We start from the raw sequence: 20,924 nt of genomic DNA, 5'->3' as shown, positions 1-20,924 counted from the left end.
CAAAACCCCGCTGCTCACGCAGCGGGGTTTTTCTTTGACCGCCGCGAGCGGCGGCGCCAACCACGGTTGGCGACTACCGATAGCAGAGGGATCAGCGGTAGATCCACGCCATGCGTGGATGCTCCCTGCAAGGAACCAAGGCGCCAACCCAGGTTGGCCGCTACACACAGCAGGCCAGGGTTGGCACCCACCAATGGCGGAGCGCACAAAAAAACGGCGCCCCGTGGGGCGCCGCTCTGCTCTCAACGATGTTCAGTCGAGCATGGCCCGACTTACTTGGCCGGGGCCTTGTCCTTCATCATCGCGTCGCGGGCCGCCTTGAACGGGTTGCCCTCATACCAGTTCGGCCAACGATCGCCACCGGCCAGTTCCTTGCCGACGCCGTACATCAGCTGCAGGTCTTCCACCGTACCGTCCAGCTTCCAGGTGGCCGCGTCGAACTCGTCCTTCGGGCCATGGTAGCGGTTGGCGCCGTAGTCCGCCGCGGCCTTGCGGCCCGCTTCCACGCCACCCTCGCGGAGGTCCTCGCCGCCATCGGCGTACAGGGCCGGCACACCGGCCTTGGCGAAGTTGAAGTGATCCGAGCGGAAGTAGAAGCCGCTCTGCACCGAGGTCTCACCGTGCAGGGTACGGCCCTGGGCCGCAGCCAGCGGCTTGAGGATGTCCTCCAGCTCGGAGCTGCCGAAGCCGGTGACGGTCACGTCCTTGGCACGGCCGGCTACCGACATCGCATCGATGTTGATCACACCGGCGATCTTGTCCAGCGGGAAGGTCGGATGGGAGACGTAGTACTTCGAACCCAGCAGGCCGGACTCTTCCAGAGTCACCGCCAGGAAGACCACCGAACGTTCCGGCTTCGGCTCCTGGTGGGCCATCGCTTCAGCCACCTCGAGGATGCCGGCCACGCCGGTCGCGTTGTCGACCGCACCGTTGTAGATGTTGTCGCCGGTTTCACCCTCGTGCTTGCCCAGGTGGTCCCAGTGCGCCATGTACAGCACGGCTTCGTCGGCACGCTTGCTGCCCGGCAGCACGCCCACCACGTTGCGCGACTGCTTCTGCGCGATCTGGCTCTTCAGGTCGACCGCGGCGGTGGCCTTCAGCGGCACCGGCTTGAAGCCGCGCTTGCTCGCATCCTTGTAAGCCTGCGTCAGGTCCAGGCCGGCACCGGCAAACAGCGCCTTCGCGGCGTCGGCGCTCAGCCAGCCCTGCACCGGAATGCGGGCATCCGGGTCATCCTTCGCCGGCAGGTCGTACTGCGGCCCGGCCCAGGAGTTCTTCACCACGTCCCAGCCATAGGAGGCACCGGCAGTGTCGTGCACGATCAGCGCGGCAGCGGCGCCCTTGCGCGCTGCCTCCTCGAACTTGTAGGTCCAGCGGCCGTAGTAGGTCATGCGCTTGCCGTCGAACAGCTTCGCGTCATCGACATGGAAGCCCGGGTCGTTGACGAACATCACGACCGTCTTACCCTTCCAGTCCTGGCCGGCATAGTCATTCCACTTCTGCTCCGGCGCATCGACGCCGTAGCCGACGAACACCAGGTCGCTGGCATCGACCTTCACCTCGGCCTGGCCGGTACGGGTACCCACCACCATGTCGGTGCCGAACTTCAGCTCGGTGGTCTTGCCGCCCTGGGTGATCTTCAGCACGGTCGACGCGTCGGCCGTGGTCTCGGTCATCGGCACATCCTGGAACCAGCTGTCACCGTTGCCGGGCTGCAGGCCGATGCGCTGCATCTGGTCGCGGATGTAGTTGACCGTCAGTTCCTCGCCCTTGCTGCCCGGGGCGCGGCCTTCGAATTCATCCGAAGCCAGCGTCTTGACCATCTCGGCGAAGTCGCCGGCGTTGATCTCGGGGGAGAACGCATGGGCCGCCGGCTTGGCAGCGGCGGTGTCGGTGGCCGGCGCGGGCGCCGGCGTGTCTTCGCCTTTGCAGGCACTGAGCGCGGCCGCAGCGGCCAGGCACAGGAGGAGTTTGCGGGGCATCGTCGATTCCTGGAAAACAAAGGGCGGCCGTACCTCGTGTACGACCGGTAACAGCGAGTATCACCGAACCGATGGGCGCGGTGTGCTCAGTCCGCCGGAGCGGTTTCGGTGTCGAACGGGATCGGCTCGGCGCCGGTGACCGGGCCGATGCGGGCCGTGCGGTGCACGTACAGCACCACCTCGCGCTCGAACTGCAACGGGCCGTCGACCACGGCATTCGGGCCGATGATCACGCGTGGCTTGCGGCTGGCGGTCAGCGAGACGCTGAAGTTCGGCTTGCGCACGTGCACACCGCCCTTGACCTGCGAACCGATGCCCACGGTGATGTCACCGTTGACGGTTTCCACGTCGTTGCCGACGCGGCTTTCGACCAGCCCGATGCCACCGTTCACAGTTTCAACGCCGCCTTCGATCTGGCTGCCGCGATCGCTGAAGATGCTGCCGTTGACGGTGCTGACGTTGCCATGGGCGATCACGTCGCGGCCCAGGCGCACACCGCCGTTGACCGTTTCGATCTTGCCGGTGCGCGCGCGATCGGCGACCTTCACCCCGCCGTTGACGGTGTCGATGCTGCCGGTCTCGACGCCTTCGCCGACGCGGATGCCGCCGTTGACGGTGTCCAGCTTGCCGTAGCGCTGGCCGGGTTCGGCGCTGATGCTGCCGTTGACCTTGCTGATGTTCTCCTGGGCGCAGACCGGCCCGGTGGCCAGCAGTACGCCCAACAGCAGCGGAATGGAGAGAGCTTTCATGGGGACCTCGATGGATGTGCGGCTGGCAGGCCGCGTGCGGAGATGTCACCATTCCCCGGTACCCCCTGCAACTGCCTGAAGTCACTGGAAAGCCCTTGCGCAACAACGTCTTCCCATCACGCCGACATCACATCGCCGCTGCCCGCGGCGGGCGCTGCCTGCTGTTGGGGCTGGCCTTGGCACTGGCGTTGCCGTTGCCGGGTGCCGCGCAGACCACGCGCGAGACCGAGCGCAAGCTGCAGAAACTGCGCAATGAGCTGAAGGGCGTGGCGCAGGAGCGCCGGCAGATCGAAGGCCAGCGTGGCCAGGCCTCGCAGCAGCTGCGCGAGGCAGATGAGAAGGTGGCCCGCACCGGCCGTGCGCTTGCGCAGACGGAAACCGCGCTGCGCGAGCAGGGAAGGGCCCTGGCCGAGGCCGAACAACGCCGCAGCACGCTGCAGGCCAACCTCGCCCAGCAGCATCGCGAGCTGGCCGGCCTGCTGCGTGCAGCCTACCAGCTGGGCAACCACGCACCACTGAAGCTGCTGTTGTCGCAGGACACGGTAGCCGATGCCAATCGCGCCCTGGCCTACCATCGTTACCTGCAACGCGAGCGTGCGCAGCGGATCACTACGCTGACCGCCGACCTGAAGGAACTGGAAGCGCTGCAGGCGCAGATCGCCGAGCGCAAGCAGAAGCTGCAGGGTGCACAACAGGACCAGAAGCAGCAGGCGGCGGCGCTGGAAGCCGACCGTCGCGATCGCGCCAAGACCGTGGCCTCGCTGGACGAACGCTTCAAGGACCAGCGCGAGAAGGAACAGGCGCTGGGCCAGGACGCCAAGGCGCTGGAAACACTGCTGGCCAATCTGCGCGCGGCCGCCGCCCGCGCCGAGGCCGAGCGTCGCGCGGCTGCACGCCGAGCCGCCGCCGAAAAGGCCGCTGCCGAGCGGGCCGCACGCCAGGCCGCTGCGCAGGGCCGCCCGCCGCCGCCGACCAAGGTTCCGCCGGCGGTGGCGTCGGCACCGGCGCCGAAGGTCGGTGGCCTGGGCTGGCCCTTGTCCGGCAACCTGCTGGCCCGCTATGGCGGCAAGCTGCCTGATGGCGGCACCAGCAGCGGCGTGCTGATCGGTGCACCGGCCGGCAGCACCGTCACCGCGGTGGCCGATGGCACTGTGGTGTTCTCCGACTGGATGACCGGCTACGGCATGATCCTGATCGTCGACCACGGCAACGGCTACATGAGCCTGTACGCCCACAACGACACCCTGCTCAAGGATGCCGGCGCGCGGGTCAGCCGTGGCGATGCGGTGGCCAAGGTCGGCAATTCCGGCGGCCAGGGCGTCACCGCGCTGTATTTCGAGCTGCGTCGTGGTGGGCAGCCGGTGAACCCTGACAGCTGGCTGCAGCGGCGCTGAATCCAGCGCTTCCGCGTGCAGGGCGGATTCAACGGGAATTTAGCTGTGCTTCGCGCATAATCGGTGCATGTGCCTTGGGCACCATGCCACCGTCGACAGGAGTGATCCATGCGCGCAGCCCGTACCGCCACCCTCTTGCTGGCCCTGTTGCCAGCGCTGTCCTGGGCGCAGCAGACCGCGCCCGCCCCGAGCCAGGAAACCGGCGGGCAGGCAGCGAGCAGCGAGGAGGCGGTGACCTCGAAGGTGCCGCTGGAGGACATCCGCCGCTTCGTGGCCGTCTACAACGCAGTGCGGGCCGCCTACGTCGATCCGGTCGATGACAAGAAGCTGATGCAGGCCGCGGTGCGTGGCCTGCTGCTCGACCTCGATCCGCACAGCACCTACTTCAACAAGGAAGACGCGCAGGCGTTCGACGAACAGGCCAGCGGCGCCTACGAAGGCATCGGCGTGGAGCTGCAGCAGCAGCCCGACAACGCCAGCATGAAGGTGATTTCGCCGATCGACGACACGCCGGCGGCGAAGGCCGGCATCCTCGCCGGTGACCTGATCATCGCCATCGACGGCAAGCCGATCAGCGCGATCGATGCCAGCGAACCGCTGCGCGGCCCGGCCGGCAGCAAGGTGGTGCTGACCATCGTGCGCGAAGGCAAGCCCAAACCCTTCGATGTCAGCCTCACCCGGCAGACCATCCGCGTGACCAGTGTGCGCAGCCGCCTGCTGGAACCCGGCTATGGCTATATCCGCCTGAGCACGTTCCAGGCCGACACCGGTTCGGACTTCCAGAAGCACGTGCAGCAGCTGCAGAAGCAGTCCGGTGGCCAGCTCAAGGGCCTGGTGCTGGATCTGCGCAGCAACCCGGGTGGCCTGCTGACCGCCGCCGTGCAGGTGGCCGACGACCTGCTCGACAAGGGCAACATCGTCAGTACCCGCGGCCGCATCAGCATCAGCGATGCACGCTTCGATGCGACCCCGGGCGATCTGTTGAAGGGCGCACCGGTGGTGGTGCTGGTCGACGCGGGTTCGGCCAGTGCCTCGGAAGTGCTGGCCGGCGCACTGCGCGACAACAAGCGCGCCCGCGTGGTCGGCAGCCGCACCTTCGGCAAGGGCTCGGTGCAGACCGTGCTGCCGCTGGACAACGGTGATTCGGTGAAGCTGACCACCGCGCGTTATTACACGCCCAGCGGCAAGTCGATCCAGGCCACCGGCATCGTGCCGGAGGTCGAACTGAAGCCTGCGGCGCGCCCGGAAGACGAGGCGCTGCCGGCCAGCCTGAGCGATTACAGCGAAGCGACCCTGCCGGGCCATCTGCGCGGTGACGACGAAGGCACCGAGGGCTACCACGCCGGCGCCGTACTGCCGGGCGATGGCCCGATCAACGACGCGCTGGCTGAACTGAAGAATCCGGGTTCGGTGGCTGCACGCTTGAAGGCCGAAGCGGCGAAAGCGGATGCGGCGAAGGCCGCGAAGGCCACAGCTGCGAAGCCGGAAGCGAAGCCGGAAGCGAAGCCGGAAGCAAAGCCGGAAGCAAAGCCGGAAGCAAAGCCGGAAGCAAAGCCGGAAGCAAAGCCCGCACCGGCTCCGGCCAAGCCCTGATTCTGTAGCGTCGAGCCGTGCTCGACTGATCTACGAACGAGCGGGTGAGCGTGACGCCGGCCAGCGGCCGGCACCCCAGGGGTTCAGAAGCCGTGCCGCTTGCGCAGGCGGCGTGCGATCGCGGCGCGCACGTACACGCCGTACAGCAGGCCGAACAGGAAGCCACCGATGTGCGCCCACCAGGCCACCATGCCGAAGCTTGGGCCGATATGGGCGAACACCACCTGCAGGGCGGCCCAGACGCCGATCAGCAGGTAGGCCGGGGCGCGCACGAACTCCAAGAACAGGCCCAGCGGGATCACCACGCCCAGCCGCGCGCCCGGGAACAGGGCCAGATAGGCGCCGATCAGCGCTGACACCGCACCGCTGGCACCGATGATGATCTGGTCCGGGCTGCCCATGGTGTAGATGGCCACCAGATTGGACACCGCACCGCCGACCAGGAACAGCAGCAGCAGGCGCCACGGGCCCAGCACCCGTTCGGCGGGCAGGCCGAAGATCAGCAGGAACACCAGATTGCCCAGCAGGTGTGACCAGTCCGCGTGCAGGAACAGGGCGGTGAACAGGCGCAGCACGCTGCCGTCCTGCAGGGTCGCCCACCAGTCCAGCGGGTGGGTCAGGCCGGTGGACAGGGCGCCCCAGTCCAGCCAGAGGCTGCCCCGGGCGTCATCCGGACGCGAGATCGACCACAGGAACGCCAGCCACAGTGCCGCAAACAGCACGGGCGTGGCCCAGCGCAGGGCTGCCTTCTTGCGCGACGGGAGGGAGACGAACATGGGCACTAGCCTAGCGTGAGGGCGCTTACGGCGGGGATTGTCCTGTTCAGCTTTTGAGACGAAAAAAGCGCCTGCGCTGTTATTGTTTCATTAACAGGTCTGGGTAATACTCGCATACGGCGTCGTATGTCGGGAGGGGAATCCGGCGCGCTCCGAAGGGCCCCAAGGCCCGCCGGGCGCAGGCGCACTCAGAGCACCATCACCGCTTACCGGAGAGAGAGAACTACGATGCAAACCGCTTCCACCATTGCCCGATTGACCCTGCTGGCCGTCGGCGTTGCCGGTGCGCTGGCTGCTGCCGACGCCAATGCCGCTGCCTTCCAGCTGAAGGAAAACAGCGCCAAGGGCCTGGGCCGCGCGTTCGCCGGCTCCGGCAGCGCCGAAGGCGACGCCTCCATCATCGCCGTCAACCCGGCCGGCATGCGCCAGCTCGATGGCACCCTGGTCCAGGGCGACCTGAGCGCCATCAGCTTCAAGGCCGAGTTCAAGGGCCAGGGCCGCAATGCAGCAGGCCGTCCGCAGACCGGTGGTGACGGCGGCGACGCCGGCATGATCGCTCCGGTTCCGGCCGCGTACTTCCACATGCCGATCGGCGAGAAGGCCCACTTCGGTGTGTCGCTGACCGCACCGTTCGGCTTCAAGACCGAATACGACAACGGCTGGGTCGGTCGTTACAGCGGCCTGAAGACCGATCTGAAGGCCATCGACCTCGGCTTCGCCGCGTCGTATGACGTCAACCCGTACGTGTCCTTCGGCGCGTCGGTGTTCGTCGAACACCTGACCATCGAGCTGAGCAACGCCGTCGACTACGGCAGCATCCTGGCCGGTGCCGGCGCTCCGGGCTTCGCCCCGGGCAGCGCCGATGGCACCCTGAAGATCGAGGGTGACAACAATGCCGTGGGCTGGACCGTCGGTGGCCTGTTCTCGATCGACGAGAACACCCACATCGGCCTGAGCTACCGTTCGAAGGTCGAGCACAAGATCACCGGTGGTGATGCGACCTTCAGCGGCGCCGACCGCGCCCGTTCCCTGCTGACCAACTCGCCGCGTACCCGCGGTTGGTTCATGGACACCAGCGGCAAGGCCACGGTGACCATGCCGGCCTCGGCCACCCTGAGCGTGACCCACAAGGTCAACGACCGCTGGACCGTGATGGGCGACGTGACCCGCACCGCCTGGTCGACCGCCTTTGACAGCGTCACCGTCGACTACGCTTCGCCGCAGGCGGATTCGGTCCTGGAGTTCGGCTACCGCGACACCACCTTCGTGTCGCTGGGCGCCGACTACAAGCTGAGCGACACCGTCACCCTGCGCGGTGGTGTTGCGCTGGACCAGACCCCGACCACCGACGCCCACCGCGACGTCCGCGTGCCGGATACCAGCCGCAAGTGGCTGTCGCTGGGTGTGGGCTGGACCCCGTCGCAGAACACCGAGTGGAACTTTGGCTACACCCACCTGTTCACCAGCGATCCGAACGTGAACGTGCGTGCGACCACTGCCAACCAGGGCAACTCGCTGTCGGGCAAGTACAAGGTCCGTGGCGACGTGCTGGCTGCTTCGTTCCAGTACAAGTTCTGATCCAGGCCTCGGCCTGACGCAGTACACGGAAGGCCCCGCGCAAGCGGGGCCTTCTTTTTGCGGAGCTGGTTTGGGGCATCCACGCATGGCGTGGATCCACGACAATAGCGCGATGAACCTGTCCGACCCGAACTTCCAGCTGGAGCTGGCCGCCAACATCGCCGTCGCCGGCTCGATCCTGCTGGCCGGCCGCAACAACGTGCACACCTGGTGGCTGGGCATCGTCGGCTGCGCGCTGTTCGCGGCGGTGTTCGAGCGCTCTCACCTGTATGCAGACATGGTGCTGCAGTTCTTCTTCATCGCCATCAGCGTGCTGGGCTGGTGGCAGTGGCTGCGCGGCGACCACGGTGCACCCCTGCCGATCACCTCATTGCGACCGCGTGCCTGGGCGTGGCTGGCACCACTGGCGGTGGTGGCGACCTTCGGCTACGGCTGGATGCTGACCCGCTTGACCAACGCCTACGCGCCCTACATCGATTCGGCGGTGCTGGTGCTGAGCGTGATCGCCCAGATCCTGATGATGCGGCGCAAGCTGGAATCGTGGTGGGTGTGGCTGCTGGTGAATACCGTCGCGGTGCCGCTGTACTACAGCCGTGGCCTGCATCTGACCTCGATCCTGTACGTGGGCTTCTGGATCAACGCACTGGTCGCCCTCCGGCACTGGCGCAATCTGATGCAGGCCGAGGCCACGACGGCACCTGACTCCCTGTAGCGCCGAGCCCATGCTCGGCTGCGCCAGGAAAGCCGAGCGTGGGCTCGGCTCTACAGGCAAAGTACAAAAAACCCCGCTTTCGCGGGGTTTCTCGTTTGCCGCATCAACCGGGCGATCAGTCGCCCAGGGTCAGCAGCGAAGCGTTGCCGCCTGCGGCGGTGGTGTTCACCGTCACCGTCTTCTCGGTGGCGAAACGCAGCAGGTAGTGCGGGCCGCCGGCCTTCGGACCGGTGCCGGACAGGCCCTGGCCGCCGAACGGCTGCACGCCGACCACCGCACCGATCTGGTTGCGGTTGACGTAGACGTTGCCGACGTGGACGCCGTTGCTGATGCGATCAACGGTTTCGTCGATGCGCGAATGCACGCCCAGGGTCAGGCCGTAGCCGGTGGCGTTGATCTGGTCGATCACCGCGTCGAGCTGGTCGCCCTTCCAGCGGATGACGTGCAGCACCGGACCGAACACTTCCTTCTGCAGCTGGCCCAGGTCCTTCAGTTCGTACGCGCGCGGTGCGAAGAAGGTGCCATTGGCGGCTTCGGCGGACAGCTCGGCGGCAGCGATCAGGCGCGCTTCGCGGTCCATGCGTTCGGCGTGGTCCTGCAGGATCTTCAGTGCATCGGCGTCGATCACCGGGCCGACGTCGGTGGACAGCAGGCCGGGGTTGCCGACCTTCAGCTCCTTCATCGCACCGGCCAGCATGGTCATCACCTTGTCGGCGATGTCGTCCTGCACGAACAGCACGCGCGCGGCCGAGCAGCGCTGGCCGGCGGAGGTGAAGGCCGAACCGATCGCGTCCTTGACCAGCTGTTCCGGCAGCGCCGAGGAGTCGGCGATGAAGGCGTTCTGGCCGCCGGTTTCGGCGATCAGCACGCCGATCGCGGCGTCACGTGCAGCCATCGCGCGGTTGATCGCACGCGCGGTCTCGGTGGAGCCGGTGAAGGCCACGCCGGCCACGCGCGGGTCGGCGGTCAGCGCGGCACCGACGGTGGCACCGTCGCCCGGCAGGAACTGCACCACCTCGGCCGGCACGCCGGCGTCGTGCAGCAGCTTCACCGCGTAGTAGCCGATCAGGTTGGTCTGCTCGGCCGGCTTGGCGATGACGCTGTTGCCAGCGGCGAGTGCAGCGGCCACCTGGCCCAGGAAGATCGCCAGCGGGAAGTTCCACGGGCTGATGCAGACGAACACGCCGCGGCCGTGCAGCTGCAGCTCGTTGGATTCACCGGTCGGGCTCGGCAGCTTCTCGGCGTGGCTGAACTGCTCGCGTGCCTGCTTGGCGTAGTAGCGCAGGAAATCCACCGCTTCGCGCACTTCGGCGATGCTGTCGGGCAGGCTCTTGCCGGCTTCCTTCACGCACAGCGCCATGAACTCCGGCATGCGCGCTTCCAGCTGGTCGGCGGCGTGCTCGAGGATGGCGGCGCGGCTGGCGGCCGGGGTGCGGTTCCAGGCCGGCTGCGCGGCCACGGCATTGGCCAGGGCCTTCTGCACGGTGGCAGCGTCGGCGGCCAGCCACTGGCCGACCACTTCGCGGGTGTCGGCCGGGTTGGTCACCGGCAGCGCGGCGCCGGCCGGGTTCGCACCCGGTACCAGCGGGGCGGCCTGCCAGGGCTTCACAGCCGCGTTGATCTGCTCGGCCAGGGCGCGCAGTTCGTTGTCGTTGGCGAGATTGGCGCCCATGGAGTTCTTCCTGTCGTGGTTCTGGCTGCGCAGCAGGTCAACCGGCAGCGGGATCTTGGGATGCGGAATCGATTCGAACGAGGACACCATCTCGACCGGATCGCGGATCAGGTCGGCGATCGGCACGCGCTCGTCGGTGATGCGGTTGACGAAGCTGGAGTTGGCGCCGTTTTCCAGCAGGCGGCGCACCAGGTACGGCAGCAGGTCTTCATGTGAACCGACCGGGGCGTACACGCGGCAGGGCAGGTTCAAGCGGTCGGCCGGCACCACTTCGGCGTACAGATCGTCACCCATGCCGTGCAGCTTCTGGTGTTCGTACACGCCACCGTTGGCGATGCTGCGCACCGCGGCGATGGTGTGCGCGTTGTGCGTGGCGAACATCGGGTAGATCGCATCGGCATGCGTGAACAGACGCTTGGCGCAGGCCAGGTAGGAGACGTCGGTGTTCTGCTTGCGAGTGAACACCGGGTAGCCCGGATAGCCTTCGATCTGCGCGCGCTTGATCTCGGCATCCCAGTAGGCGCCCTTGACCAGGCGCACCTGCAGGCGGCGACCGGCGCGGCGCGCCATGTCGGCCAGGTGGTCGATCGTGTACGGGGTGCGCTTCTGGTAGGCCTGCACGACCACGCCGAAGCCATCCCAGCCGGACAGCGAGGCATCGGAGAACACCTGCTCGATGATGTCCAGCGACAGTTCCAGGCGGTCGGACTCTTCGGCGTCGACGGTGCAGCCGATGCCGTAGCTCTTGGCCAGCTGCGCCAGTTCCAGCACGCCCGGCACCAGGTCCTTCAGTACGCGCTCGCGCTTGGCGTGCTCGTAGCGCGGGTACAGCGCCGACAGCTTGATCGAGATGCCCGGGGCGTTGTTGACGTCGCCGTCCGGACGGCCGCCGCGTGCCTTGTGATCGCCGCCGATGGCGTGGATCGCACGACGGTAGTCTTCCAGGTAGCGCAGCGCGTCCTTCATGGTCAGCGCGCCTTCGCCCAGCATGTCGAACGAGTAGCGGTAGCTGGCGTTGTCACCCTTGTGCGAGCGCGCCAGCGCTTCGCTGATGGTACGGCCCATCACGAACTGGTGGCCCATGATCTTCATGGCCTGGCGCACGGCCAGGCGCACCACCGGCTCACCCACGCGGCCGACCAGGCGCTTGAACGCGCTGGGGGCATCGGCGCGGGTGGCGTCGTTCATCTGCACCAGCTTGCCGGTCAGCATCAGGCCCCAGGTGGAGGCGTTGACCAGCACCGAGTCGCTGCCGCCCAGGTGCTTTTCCCAGTCGGCATCGGCCAGCTTGTCGCGGATCAGCTTGTCGGCGGTGTCCTGGTCCGGAATGCGCAGCAGCGCCTCGGCCACGCACATCAGCAGCACGCCTTCCTCGCTGCCCAGGTCGTACTGGCGCATGAAGGCTTCGATCGCGCCCTGGTCCTTGGCACGCACGCGCACGCGGCCGACCAGGTCGGCGGCCAGCGCCTGCACCCTAGCCTGCTCGTCGGCGGGCAGGCGGGCCTGGGCCAGCAGCTCGCGCACATGGCTGGCCTCGTCCTTCAACCAGGCATCGGTGATGGCCTGGCGGAACGGGTTGGGGGGCGCCGGCAGTTCCGGCGACAGCAGCGCGCCGGGACGCGGAGCGTCGTGGGCGGCAGGGGAGGAGGAAGGTGCGTTCATGCCGGTCCGGCCAGTGGAAAACTTGGCGATTTTAATCATTTTTGCGGGTTCCGGAAGTGCCCCGCAGCCACCTTGATGAAGTGCTGATAGCCCCTAGCTGCGGTGGATTCAGCGTGTTCAGCAAGCTCGGAAGAATTTGTGCTGAATTCGTCATTTGTGTCGCCGACCTCATGCTGTGTTGCAGCATGGGAAAAAGTGTGAATGCACCCTTGCTACCGGCGAGAGGGCGGGGCTACCATCGAGACGTTTCCCGCGGCAGGAACGCGGTTGCGACATGATCGAGGTGCTTCCAGCTCCGGATGGGTCAGGTACGCAGCTGCGGCTGCGTCCCCCACGGGCGCTCGATGCCCGGCAGTTCGTCCTGTTGTTCACCGTGTTGTCGGGTGCGATGTGGCTGGTGTCCGCCCTCGGGTGGTTGGCCGGCAATGCATTCGCCCCCCTGTTCGCGCTGCTGTACAGCCTGGTGCTGGCGGCGGCGCTGCGTGCCTTGTGGCGCAGCGGAGAACGGCAGGAGGAGATCCGGGTAGTGCCGGCGTACGTGGAGGTCATTCCCGTACCCGGTGGATCGCCGGTGTTCCGGGCCCACCCCCACTGGGTGCGCCTGCTCACCGACGATGAGAGGGTCCGGCTGGCATCCAGCGGCCGGCAGGTGGAGGTGGGGAGTTTCCTCGCGCCGGCCGAACGTCAGACGCTTGCAGAGACACTTGAAAGCTTGCTCGCCGCCAGCGATGGCGGCAACCGACGACGCTAAGGGTCTAGGCAATGAAGCAAAGCAGCAGGTGGGGCACGAAGTGCGTGAACGCGGTTGCCGCAGTGCTGGCGACCGGGGGACTGATGCCGGCGTTGGCCTGGGCCCAGGCGGCCGATCCCAAGCCGTGGCAGCTGAACATGGGCAAGGGGGTGACCCAGACCTCGCGCCTGGCCTGGGAATCGAACAACCTGTCGTTGATCATCTGCACGGTGATCGGCGTCATCGTGTTCGGGGCGATGGCTTACGCCATGTTCAAGTTCCGCAAATCCAAGGGCGCGGTCGCCGCCACCTTCAGCCACAACACCAAGGCCGAGGTGATCTGGACGGTGATCCCGGTGATCATCCTGATCGTGATGGCCTGGCCGGCCACGGCCAACCTGATCAAGATGTACGACACCCGCGATGCCGAGATGACGGTGAAGGTCACCGGCTACCAGTGGATGTGGAAGTACGAATACCTCGGCGAGAACGTCACCTTCACCAGCCGGCTGGACCGCGAGTCCGACCGTGTGCGGCAGAGCGGCGTCGTGCCGACCCGCGAGAGCCATCCGCACTACCTGCTGGATGTCGACAACCGCCTGGTGCTGCCGGTCGATACCAAGGTGCGTTTCGTCATCACCTCCGACGACGTGATCCACGCCTGGTGGGTACCGGCGCTGGGCTGGAAGCAGGACGCCATCCCCGGCTTCATCAACGAAGCCTGGACCAGCATCGAGCAGCCCGGCGTGTACCGCGGGCAGTGCGCAGAGCTGTGCGGCAAGGACCACGGCTTCATGCCGATCGTGGTCGAGGCGGTGTCCAAGGAAGACTTCAAGCAGTGGCTGGCGCAGCGCAAGCCTGCGGCGCCTGCCACGCCGGCGGCACCTGCGGCACCGGCCGAACCGACTGCACCGGCGGGCGAAGCACCGGCTGCGCCTGCTGCTGCAGAAGCGGGCAGCGCACCTGCCACCGCAGCCAGCGGCGCGTGATGTAAAGCCCGCGGCCGCTCGCGGCCGTGGTGACAACCGATTCTGAGAGGTGTTTTGCAATGGCGCACTCGGCAGTTGGGCACGACGATCACCATCACCACCAGAGCTTCTTCGAGCGTTGGTTCTTCTCGACCAACCACAAGGACATCGGCACGCTGTACCTCGGTTTCAGCTTCATCATGTTCATCATCGGTGCGGCGATGAGCGTGGTGATCCGCGCCGAGCTGGCGCAGCCGGGCCTGCAGTTCGTCAAGCCCGAGTTCTTCAACCAGATGACCACCGTGCATGCGCTGGTGATGATCTTCGGTGGCGTGATGCCGGCCTTCGTGGGCCTGGCCAACTGGATGATCCCGCTGCAGATCGGCGCGCCGGACATGGCGCTGCCGCGCATGAACAACTGGTCGTTCTGGTTGCTGCCGGTGGCCTTCAGCCTGCTGCTGCTGACCCTGTTCCTGCCCGGTGGTGCGCCGGCTGGTGGCTGGACGCTGTATCCGCCGCTGTCGCTGCAGGGCGGCTACAACGTGGCCTTCAGCGTGTTCGCGATCCACGTGGCCGGCATCAGTTCGATCATGGGTGCGATCAACATCATCGCCACCGTGCTGAACATGCGTGCGCCGGGCATCGACCTGCTGAAAATGCCGATCTTCTGCTGGGCCTGGCTGATCACCGCCTTCCTGCTGATTGCGGTGATGCCGGTGCTGGCCGGCGCGGTGACCATGCTGCTGACCGACAAGTTCTTCGGCACCAGCTTCTTCAATGCCGCCGGTGGCGGTGACCCGGTGATGTACCAGCACATCTTCTGGTTCTTCGGGCACCCCGAGGTCTACATCATGATCCTGCCCGCCTTCGGCGTGGTCAGCGAGATCATCCCGACCTTCAGCCGCAAGCCGCTGTTCGGCTACCAGGCGATGGTGTACGCCACCGCCGCCATCGCATTCCTGTCGTTCATCGTCTGGGCCCACCACATGTTCACCGTGGGCATGCCGCTGGGTGGCGAGATCTACTTCATGTTCGCCACCATGCTGATCTCGATCCCGACCGGCGTGAAGGTGTTCAACTGGGTCAGCACCATGTGGCGCGGCTCGCTGACGTTCGAGGCGCCGATGCTGTGGTCGGTGGCCTTCGTCATCCTGTTCACCATCGGTGGCTTCTCCGGCCTGATGCTGGCGATCGTGGCGGCCGACTTCCAGTACCACGACACCTACTTCGTGGTCGCCCACTTCCACTACGTGCTGGTGACCGGCGCGGTGTTCGCGCTGATTGCCGCGGTGTACTACTGGTGGCCGAAGTGGACCGGGCGCATGTACAGCGAGAAGTGGGCCAAGGTGCACTTCTGGTGGTCGATCGTGTTCGTCAACCTGCTGTTCTTCCCGCAGCACTTCCTCGGCCTGGCCGGCATGCCGCGCCGCATTCCCGATTACAGCGTGGCCTTCGCCGACTGGAACCTGATCAGCTCGATCGGTGCGTTCGGCATGTTCGTCACGCCGTTCATGATGGCCGCGATCCTGCTGTCCTCGCTGCGCAATGGCGAGAAGGCCGAGGCGCGTTCCTGGGAAGGCGCACGTGGGCTGGAGTGGACGCTGCCATCGCCGGCACCGGCGCACACCTTCACCACGCCGCCGACCATCCGTCCGGGGGATCTGGCGCATGACGACATCACGCACTGAGGTGGGGCATGCATAACGAGAGCCCGCTGCAGATCTGTAGAGTCGAGCCATGCTCGGCTGACGAAAAGCAGCCGAGCATGGCTCGGCTCTACAACAGCCCGGGCGACGCCCCGGAAAACGGCATCGAACAGCAACGCCGGCGCGCCAGGCGCACGGCGATGTGGGTCGGCGCCATCGCTGTGCTGGTCTACGTCGGTTTCATCCTCAGTGGGGTGATCGGCCGATGAGCGACGCACCGGCCACCGCGACCTCACGCAGTGCCGGGCTGCCGCGCCTGATCGGCGTGGCGGTGGCGGTGTTCCTGCTGACGTTCTCGCTGGTGCCGCTGTATCGCATCGCCTGCGAGAAGGTGTTCGGCGTGCGACTGGAGCGCGGCCCCGGCAGCGAAGCCAGTGCCGGTGCCGCGTCCGGCAAGCGCACCGTACGGGTGGAGTTCGATGGCGGCGTCAACTCGCGCCTGCCCTGGTCGTTCCACCCCGAGCAGCTGACCATGGACGTGGTGCCCGGCGAGCTCAACGAAGCGTTGTACTTCGCCCGCAACGACAGCCAGCAGGCGGTGGTGGGCAGTGCGGTGCCTTCGGTGGCACCGGCGCGCGCGTCGGGTTTCTTCAGCAAGACCGAATGCTTCTGTTTCACCGCGCAGACGCTGCAGGCCGGCGAGAAGCGCGACATGCCGGTGCGCTTCATCGTCGATCCGGACCTGCCGCCGGAGATCAGGACGATCACCTTGTCCTACACCTTCTACCGCAACGACGCGCTGTCCGATCGGCTGGCTCCGGCCGCCACCTCGGAAGGCGCGCACGCCGCACCCTGACCCGGATACCGACATGGCCCAGACACCGACCGACGCCAACGTGTACTTCGTCCCGGCCCAGAGCAAATGGCCGTTCGTGGGTTCCATCGCGATGATGGTGACCATGGTGGGCGTGGCCAGCTGGCTCAACGATGCCAGCTGGGGACGCTGGACGTTCTACATCGGCATCGCGATGCTGGTGCTGACCCTGTTCTGGTGGTTCAGCGACGTGGTGCGCGAGTCGCAGGCCGGCAACTACAACCACCAGGTCGATGGTTCGTTCCGGATGGGGATGATCTGGTTCATCTTCTCCGAGGTGATGTTCTTCGGCGCCTTCTTCGGCGCGCTGTTCTACACCCGCAACCTGGGCCTGTCGTGGCTCAGCGGCGAAGGCCGCGGGGTGATGACCAACGAACTGCTCTGGCAGGGCTATTCGGCAGGATGGCCGACCAATGGCCCGGCGGCGATCGGCGGTGCGTTCCAGACCATCCCGGCCTGGGGCCTGCCGCTGATCAACACGCTGATCCTGCTCACCTCCGGCGTGACCCTGACCATCGCCCACCATGCACTGAAGGCCGGCAACCGCCGCCAGCTGCTGATCTGGCTGGGCCTGACCGTGGTGCTCGGCCTCGGCTTCCTGACCCTGCAGGCGGAAGAGTACATCCACGCCTACAAGGAACTGAACCTGACGCTCGGCTCGGGTATCTATGGTTCGACGTTCTTCATGCTGACCGGCTTCCACGGCGCGCACGTGCTGCTGGGCACGATCATGCTGATCGTGATGTGGCTGCGTTCGGCCAAGGGACACTTCACCCGCGACAACCATTTCGGTTTCGAAGCCGCCGCATGGTACTGGCACTTCGTCGACGTGGTGTGGCTGATGCTCTTCATGTTCGTCTACGTGCTTTGACCGCGCACGCATCGGTGGCCTCAGCCGCCGATGCCGTGCGGCTTGATCCAGCCCATGTAGATGCTCACGATCACCAGTACGATCAAGGCCACCGACACCCCGATGCGGCGTGTCAGTGCGTTGACCGTGCGCTTGGTCTGGCCGCGGTCGACCAGCAGGTAATACAGGCCGGCGCCCAGATTCCAGACGATGACGATCAGAAACGCGATTACCAGCAGGGTCTTCAGCGAATCACTCATGCGCGGCTCGAGGGCAGGGTGGATGTGCCTATCTGACCGCGTTTGCGCGGACTTGTCATGATGCGCCAGCACACGCGCGTGCTCGGATGGCTGCTGGCCGTGCTGGCAATGGCCGGTTTCACCGCATTGGGGCTGTGGCAGCTGCAGCGCATGCATGCCAAACAGGCAATGTTGGATGCACAGGGTCCAGCCGCAGCGCAGGTACTGTCGTTGGCGCAGGCGCTGGCAGCGCCCGGTGCGTTGCACGGCGTGGCCGACCACGGTCGCTTCCTGCCCGGCGTGGTGCTGCTGGATAACCAGACCCGGCACGGCCGTGCCGGCGTGAAGATCTACCGCCCGTTCCGCAGTGACGAGGGCAGTGTGTTGCTGGTCGATCTGGGATGGCGCGCGCTGCCGCCTGATCGCACCCTGCCGGATGTGCCGTCGCCACCTTCGCCGGTGGCCGTACGTGGGTTGCTGGCGCCGCCGCCGTCAGCGGGACTGGCACTGGGCCCGGCGTTCTCCACCACCGATGAAGCGGGCCGCTGGCTGGCCAGCCGGTTGCCGGCCGGAGGCCTGGCCCGGGCGCTGGGGGTGCAGTCACTTCCCGATCGTGTACTGCGCCTGGACCCGGCGCTGCCCTTCGGCGACGAACGTGATCTGGACCTGCTGCCGAACACCTTGCCGCCGCAGCGTCACCTGGGCTACGCCGTGCAGTGGTTCGGTCTGGCCCTGACCGTGCTCGTCGTTGCGCTGGTGTTGGAGTGGCGCAGGAGGCGCGCCGTGGCACGACCGGCATCCCGTACCCAACCATGAGAAAATGCCCCGCATGAACACTGCTACGTCCCCGCAGGCGCGCGGCTCTGGCCGCCGGACCCTGGTACTGCTGTTTGCCGTGTTCTTCGGGGCGATGGCGCTGGCTGCCGTGCTGCGCTTCTCCGGCTGGCAGCCCACCGGGCACCGCAATGCAGGCCAGCTGCTGAAGCCGCCGGTGGACCTGCGCCAGCAGGCGCCGACCCTGGCCAGCGGCCAGCCTTATCCGTGGAATCCCGAGGCCCGTACCTGGCGCCTGCTGGTGGCGCCGGCCGGAGTCTGCGACGCGCAGTGCGTCACTTTGTCGCAGGGACTGGGCAAGGTGTGGCAGCTGTTCGGCCATAACGCCGATAATGTCGAAATCCTGTGGCTGGGAACGCCACCGGCGTCGATCGCCTCGCTGCCCGCGCTGCGGCCGCTGGCACCGTCGCCAGCACTGCGCGCGGCCCTGCCCGGCGTCGACGATCCGGCTGGCCTGCCGGTCTACGTGATCGATCCGAACGGCTTCGTGATCATGCGCCATGCCCCCGGCAGTGACCTGGGTGGCCTGCGCAAGGACATGGCCACGTTGCTGAAACTGAAGTGAGTCCCGTTTGATGAGCCTTTCCGCGCGTCCGGCGCTGCACCGCAATTTCCACCGCCTGGCGTGGTTCGCCATGATCATGACCGCGAGCACGATCATGTTCGGCGCCTTCGTGCGCCTGTCCGATGCCGGCCTGAGCTGCCCGGATTGGCCGACCTGCTATGGACAGGCCACCTGGCCGCAGCACGTGGAAGAGACCATCGGCCATCCGGCGGCGGAGATCCGCCCGCTGGAAACCCACAAGGCCTGGCGTGAGCAGGTGCATCGCTTCCTGGCCGGCGCGCTGGGCATCGAGATCCTGACCCTGGCGCTGCTGGCCACGCGCAAGCGGCGATTCGGAAGCACGGCGGTGGTGACCGCCTGCGTACTGGTGGCCGCCGGCATACCGCTGTACATGATGGGCTGGCACGGCACCGCCAGCGCCTTGGCCCTGATAGGCGAGGCGATCCTGCTGATCGCGGCGCTGCGCTGGAGCAACATCGACCTGGCGCGCGCTGCCCTGCTGACCCTGGCGGTGGTGATCTTCCAGGCCCTGCTGGGCATGTGGACGGTGACCCTGCTGCTGAAACCCATCGTGGTGATGGGCCACCTGCTGGGCGGCATGCTGATGTTCGCGCTGCTGGTGTGGATGGCCTGGCGCGCAACGCACATGCCGATCACCCTGGCCGAAGCACCGAAGCTGAAGTGGCTGTTGCGCATCGGCGTAGCAGTGCTGGTCACCCAGATCGCGCTGGGCGGTTGGGTCAGCGCCAACTACGCGGCGCTGGCCTGCGGCGGCGGCAGCGCCTCGCTGGACAACTTCCCGCGTTGCGCCAACCAGTGGTGGCCGCAGCACAACTTCGTCGAAGCCTTCACCCTGTGGCGCGGCATCGGCGTGGACTACGAGGGGGGCGTGCTGGATGGTGCCTCGCGTATCGCCATCCAGATGGCGCACCGCCTGTTCGCGGTGGTGGTGGCCGTCTACCTGTTGTGGCTGGGCGTGCGCCTGTTCCGCCTGCCGAGCATGCGTGGCTGGGCCAGTGCGCTGATCGCGCTGCTGGTGCTGCAGGTCACCCTCGGCATCCTCAATGTGAAGCTGGCGCTGCCGCTGGAAGTGGCGGTGGCCCACAACGGCGTGGCCGTTGCCCTGTTGTTCGTGCTGGTCAGCCTGCTGGCCCGCCTGCGTGCCCCGGACTGATTCCATGTTTTCCAATTACCGCCAGTACTGGGACCTGACCAAACCCAAGGTCGTCGCCCTCATTGTCTTCACTGCCCTGGTCGGCATGGTCCTGGCCATCCCCGGCGTGCCCAGCTGGGAGCAGGTGCGCGCCGGCGTGCTCGGTTTCCTCGGCATCTGGCTGGCGGCCTCGGCCGCGGCCGCGATCAACCAGCTGCTGGATGCGCACATCGATGCGCAGATGGCGCGCACTTCGTGGCGTCCGCTGGTGGTGGGCAAGGTCAAGCCGTGGCAGGTGCTGGTGTTCGCCGGCCTGCTGATCGTGCTGTCGATGACCATCCTGGTGCTGTGGGTGAACTTGATCACTGCGGTGCTGACCTTCGCCTCGCTGATCGGTTATGCGGTGATCTACACCGTGTACCTCAAGCGCGCGACCTCGCAGAACATCGTCATCGGCGGCCTGGCCGGCGCGATGCCGCCGATGCTGGGCTGGGCTGCGGTGACCGGCATGCAGGGTTCGTCGGACTGGGCGTACTCGTCGCTGCTGGTGCTGATCATCTTCATCTGGACGCCGCCGCACTTCTGGGCACTGGCGATCTTCCGCCGCGAGGACTACGCCAAGGCCGAAATCCCGATGCTGCCGGTGACCCATGGCGTGGTGCACACCCGCAAGCAGATCATGGTGTACTCGGTGGTGCTGGCACTGGTCTGCCTGCTGCCGTACCTGGTGGGCATGAGCGGTGCGTTCTACCTGGGCGGCGCGATCGTGCTCAACGCCGTGTTCCTCTGGTACGCCTGGCGCATGCTGGACCCGCCGGACGAACTGTTCTCGATGAAGATGTTCTATTACTCCATCGTCTACCTGATGGCGCTGTTCGCCTTCCTGCTGGTGGACCACTGGATCCTGCCCTGGTTGTAAAGCGCCACCTGTAGAGCCGAGCCCATGC

The 20,924-nt window shown here is 66.7% G+C and carries 19 protein-coding genes; 14 read left to right on the top strand and 5 right to left on the bottom strand.

Features of this window, described 5'->3' with window-relative positions; genetic code table 11:
• Nucleotides 1-272: 272 nt before the first annotated feature.
• Entirely contained in the window at nt 273-1,982 is a 1,710-nt protein-coding gene (locus N5D20_RS17820) for a M28 family metallopeptidase (RefSeq protein ID WP_279914769.1), read from the bottom strand.
• 86 nt (nt 1,983-2,068) lie between these two features.
• The gene (locus N5D20_RS17815) at nt 2,069-2,731 is read right to left on the bottom strand and encodes a hypothetical protein (protein WP_019338882.1); all 663 of its coding nucleotides are present in this window, start codon (nt 2,729-2,731) and stop codon (nt 2,069-2,071) included.
• Between the two features lie 95 nt (nt 2,732-2,826).
• Between N5D20_RS17815 and N5D20_RS17810 the strand changes: the two genes are divergently transcribed.
• Nucleotides 2,827-4,125 carry a peptidoglycan DD-metalloendopeptidase family protein gene (locus tag N5D20_RS17810; protein WP_279914768.1) on the top strand — a complete coding sequence of 433 codons (1,299 nt, stop codon included), beginning with the start codon at nt 2,827-2,829 and terminating at the stop codon, nt 4,123-4,125.
• Nucleotides 4,126-4,233: 108 nt separating this feature from the next.
• Nucleotides 4,234-5,718, top strand: a complete 1,485-nt coding sequence (locus tag N5D20_RS17805) for a S41 family peptidase (protein WP_279914767.1) — start codon at nt 4,234-4,236, stop codon at nt 5,716-5,718.
• Nucleotides 5,719-5,801: 83 nt separating this feature from the next.
• Here the strand turns inward: N5D20_RS17805 and N5D20_RS17800 are convergent, their stop codons facing one another.
• Complete coding sequence (locus N5D20_RS17800) at nt 5,802-6,494, bottom strand: rhomboid family intramembrane serine protease (RefSeq protein WP_010484241.1); 693 nt, start codon at nt 6,492-6,494, stop codon at nt 5,802-5,804.
• Between the two features lie 228 nt (nt 6,495-6,722).
• On the opposite strand from N5D20_RS17800, the gene N5D20_RS17795 reads away from it, so the two are divergent.
• Together N5D20_RS17795 and pnuC are read left to right on the top strand one after the other, a co-directional pair.
• Nucleotides 6,723-8,072: an outer membrane protein transport protein gene (locus N5D20_RS17795; protein WP_010484240.1), complete on the top strand. Its 1,350-nt coding sequence runs from the start codon at nt 6,723-6,725 to the stop codon at nt 8,070-8,072.
• Nucleotides 8,073-8,184: 112 nt separating this feature from the next.
• A complete protein-coding gene (gene pnuC, locus N5D20_RS17790) occupies nt 8,185-8,784 on the top strand; it encodes a nicotinamide riboside transporter PnuC (RefSeq protein ID WP_279914771.1) in 600 nt (199 codons plus the stop codon).
• 115 nt (nt 8,785-8,899) lie between these two features.
• Here pnuC and putA read toward each other — a convergent pair whose 3' ends face one another.
• Entirely contained in the window at nt 8,900-12,118 is a 3,219-nt protein-coding gene (gene putA, locus N5D20_RS17785; RefSeq protein ID WP_279914766.1) for a bifunctional proline dehydrogenase/L-glutamate gamma-semialdehyde dehydrogenase PutA, read from the bottom strand.
• A gap of 274 nt (nt 12,119-12,392) precedes the next feature.
• Here putA and N5D20_RS17780 point away from each other — a divergent pair, with 274 nt between their 5' ends.
• The 6 genes from N5D20_RS17780 to N5D20_RS17755 are packed head-to-tail and all read left to right on the top strand — an operon-like array spanning nt 12,393 to nt 17,207.
• Nucleotides 12,393-12,869 carry a DUF2244 domain-containing protein gene (locus N5D20_RS17780; protein WP_004153894.1) on the top strand — a complete coding sequence of 159 codons (477 nt, stop codon included), beginning with the start codon at nt 12,393-12,395 and terminating at the stop codon, nt 12,867-12,869.
• Between the two features lie 11 nt (nt 12,870-12,880).
• A complete protein-coding gene (gene coxB / locus N5D20_RS17775) occupies nt 12,881-13,837 on the top strand; it encodes a cytochrome c oxidase subunit II (protein WP_029379934.1) in 957 nt (318 codons plus the stop codon).
• Between the two features lie 59 nt (nt 13,838-13,896).
• Nucleotides 13,897-15,504, top strand: a complete 1,608-nt coding sequence (gene ctaD, locus N5D20_RS17770; RefSeq protein ID WP_005407790.1) for a cytochrome c oxidase subunit I — start codon at nt 13,897-13,899, stop codon at nt 15,502-15,504.
• An 8-nt stretch (nt 15,505-15,512) separates the two neighbouring features.
• Complete coding sequence (locus N5D20_RS17765; RefSeq protein ID WP_010484236.1) at nt 15,513-15,731, top strand: hypothetical protein; 219 nt, start codon at nt 15,513-15,515, stop codon at nt 15,729-15,731.
• The gene (locus N5D20_RS17760) at nt 15,728-16,318 is read left to right on the top strand and encodes a cytochrome c oxidase assembly protein (protein ID WP_019336368.1); all 591 of its coding nucleotides are present in this window, start codon (nt 15,728-15,730) and stop codon (nt 16,316-16,318) included. Before N5D20_RS17765 ends, N5D20_RS17760 begins: the two co-directional genes overlap by 4 nt.
• A gap of 13 nt (nt 16,319-16,331) precedes the next feature.
• Nucleotides 16,332-17,207, top strand: coding sequence for a cytochrome c oxidase subunit 3 (locus tag N5D20_RS17755; RefSeq protein ID WP_005412024.1), 876 nt, complete (start codon nt 16,332-16,334; stop codon nt 17,205-17,207).
• 20 nt (nt 17,208-17,227) lie between these two features.
• Here the strand turns inward: N5D20_RS17755 and N5D20_RS17750 are convergent, their stop codons facing one another.
• Complete coding sequence (locus N5D20_RS17750; RefSeq protein ID WP_010484233.1) at nt 17,228-17,446, bottom strand: twin transmembrane helix small protein; 219 nt, start codon at nt 17,444-17,446, stop codon at nt 17,228-17,230.
• 57 nt (nt 17,447-17,503) lie between these two features.
• Here N5D20_RS17750 and N5D20_RS17745 point away from each other — a divergent pair, with 57 nt between their 5' ends.
• Genes N5D20_RS17745 through cyoE form a run of 4 tightly spaced genes read left to right on the top strand, consistent with a single transcriptional unit; the run spans nt 17,504 to nt 20,896 of the window.
• Nucleotides 17,504-18,241 (top strand): SURF1 family protein, encoded by a 738-nt coding sequence (locus N5D20_RS17745; RefSeq protein WP_049454539.1) that lies wholly within the window; start codon nt 17,504-17,506, stop codon nt 18,239-18,241.
• Nucleotides 18,242-18,254: 13 nt separating this feature from the next.
• Nucleotides 18,255-18,824: a hypothetical protein gene (locus N5D20_RS17740; protein ID WP_026347289.1), complete on the top strand. Its 570-nt coding sequence runs from the start codon at nt 18,255-18,257 to the stop codon at nt 18,822-18,824.
• 10 nt (nt 18,825-18,834) lie between these two features.
• The gene (locus tag N5D20_RS17735) at nt 18,835-19,998 is read left to right on the top strand and encodes a COX15/CtaA family protein (protein ID WP_279914765.1); all 1,164 of its coding nucleotides are present in this window, start codon (nt 18,835-18,837) and stop codon (nt 19,996-19,998) included.
• Nucleotides 19,999-20,002: 4 nt separating this feature from the next.
• A complete protein-coding gene (gene cyoE, locus N5D20_RS17730; protein ID WP_043400039.1) occupies nt 20,003-20,896 on the top strand; it encodes a heme o synthase in 894 nt (297 codons plus the stop codon).
• Nucleotides 20,897-20,924 lie beyond the last annotated feature (28 nt).

This window comes from Stenotrophomonas sp. GD03877, from assembly GCF_029840555.1.
Taxonomy (GTDB): Bacteria; Pseudomonadota; Gammaproteobacteria; order Xanthomonadales; family Xanthomonadaceae; genus Stenotrophomonas; species Stenotrophomonas geniculata.
The sequence above is the reverse complement of the archived record's forward strand: the minus strand, read 5'-3'. Positions and strand labels throughout refer to the sequence as shown.

Excerpts from the sequence above, each read along its gene's own strand:
- N5D20_RS17820 (WP_279914769.1), bottom strand. The coding sequence starts at position 1,982 with ATGCCCCGCAAACTCCTCCTGTGCCTGGCCGCTGCGGCCGCGCTCAGT.
- N5D20_RS17815 (WP_019338882.1), bottom strand. The coding sequence starts at position 2,731 with ATGAAAGCTCTCTCCATTCCGCTGCTGTTGGGCGTACTGCTGGCCACC.
- N5D20_RS17805 (WP_279914767.1), top strand. The coding sequence starts at position 4,234 with ATGCGCGCAGCCCGTACCGCCACCCTCTTGCTGGCCCTGTTGCCAGCG.
- N5D20_RS17800 (WP_010484241.1), bottom strand. The coding sequence starts at position 6,494 with ATGTTCGTCTCCCTCCCGTCGCGCAAGAAGGCAGCCCTGCGCTGGGCC.
- N5D20_RS17795 (WP_010484240.1), top strand. The coding sequence starts at position 6,723 with ATGCAAACCGCTTCCACCATTGCCCGATTGACCCTGCTGGCCGTCGGC.
- pnuC (WP_279914771.1), top strand. The coding sequence starts at position 8,185 with ATGAACCTGTCCGACCCGAACTTCCAGCTGGAGCTGGCCGCCAACATC.
- putA (WP_279914766.1), bottom strand. The coding sequence starts at position 12,118 with ATGAACGCACCTTCCTCCTCCCCTGCCGCCCACGACGCTCCGCGTCCC.
- N5D20_RS17780 (WP_004153894.1), top strand. The coding sequence starts at position 12,393 with ATGATCGAGGTGCTTCCAGCTCCGGATGGGTCAGGTACGCAGCTGCGG.
- coxB (WP_029379934.1), top strand. The coding sequence starts at position 12,881 with ATGAAGCAAAGCAGCAGGTGGGGCACGAAGTGCGTGAACGCGGTTGCC.
- ctaD (WP_005407790.1), top strand. The coding sequence starts at position 13,897 with ATGGCGCACTCGGCAGTTGGGCACGACGATCACCATCACCACCAGAGC.
- N5D20_RS17765 (WP_010484236.1), top strand. The coding sequence starts at position 15,513 with ATGCATAACGAGAGCCCGCTGCAGATCTGTAGAGTCGAGCCATGCTCG.
- N5D20_RS17760 (WP_019336368.1), top strand. The coding sequence starts at position 15,728 with ATGAGCGACGCACCGGCCACCGCGACCTCACGCAGTGCCGGGCTGCCG.
- N5D20_RS17755 (WP_005412024.1), top strand. The coding sequence starts at position 16,332 with ATGGCCCAGACACCGACCGACGCCAACGTGTACTTCGTCCCGGCCCAG.
- N5D20_RS17750 (WP_010484233.1), bottom strand. The coding sequence starts at position 17,446 with ATGAGTGATTCGCTGAAGACCCTGCTGGTAATCGCGTTTCTGATCGTC.
- N5D20_RS17745 (WP_049454539.1), top strand. The coding sequence starts at position 17,504 with ATGATGCGCCAGCACACGCGCGTGCTCGGATGGCTGCTGGCCGTGCTG.
- N5D20_RS17740 (WP_026347289.1), top strand. The coding sequence starts at position 18,255 with ATGAACACTGCTACGTCCCCGCAGGCGCGCGGCTCTGGCCGCCGGACC.
- N5D20_RS17735 (WP_279914765.1), top strand. The coding sequence starts at position 18,835 with ATGAGCCTTTCCGCGCGTCCGGCGCTGCACCGCAATTTCCACCGCCTG.
- cyoE (WP_043400039.1), top strand. The coding sequence starts at position 20,003 with ATGTTTTCCAATTACCGCCAGTACTGGGACCTGACCAAACCCAAGGTC.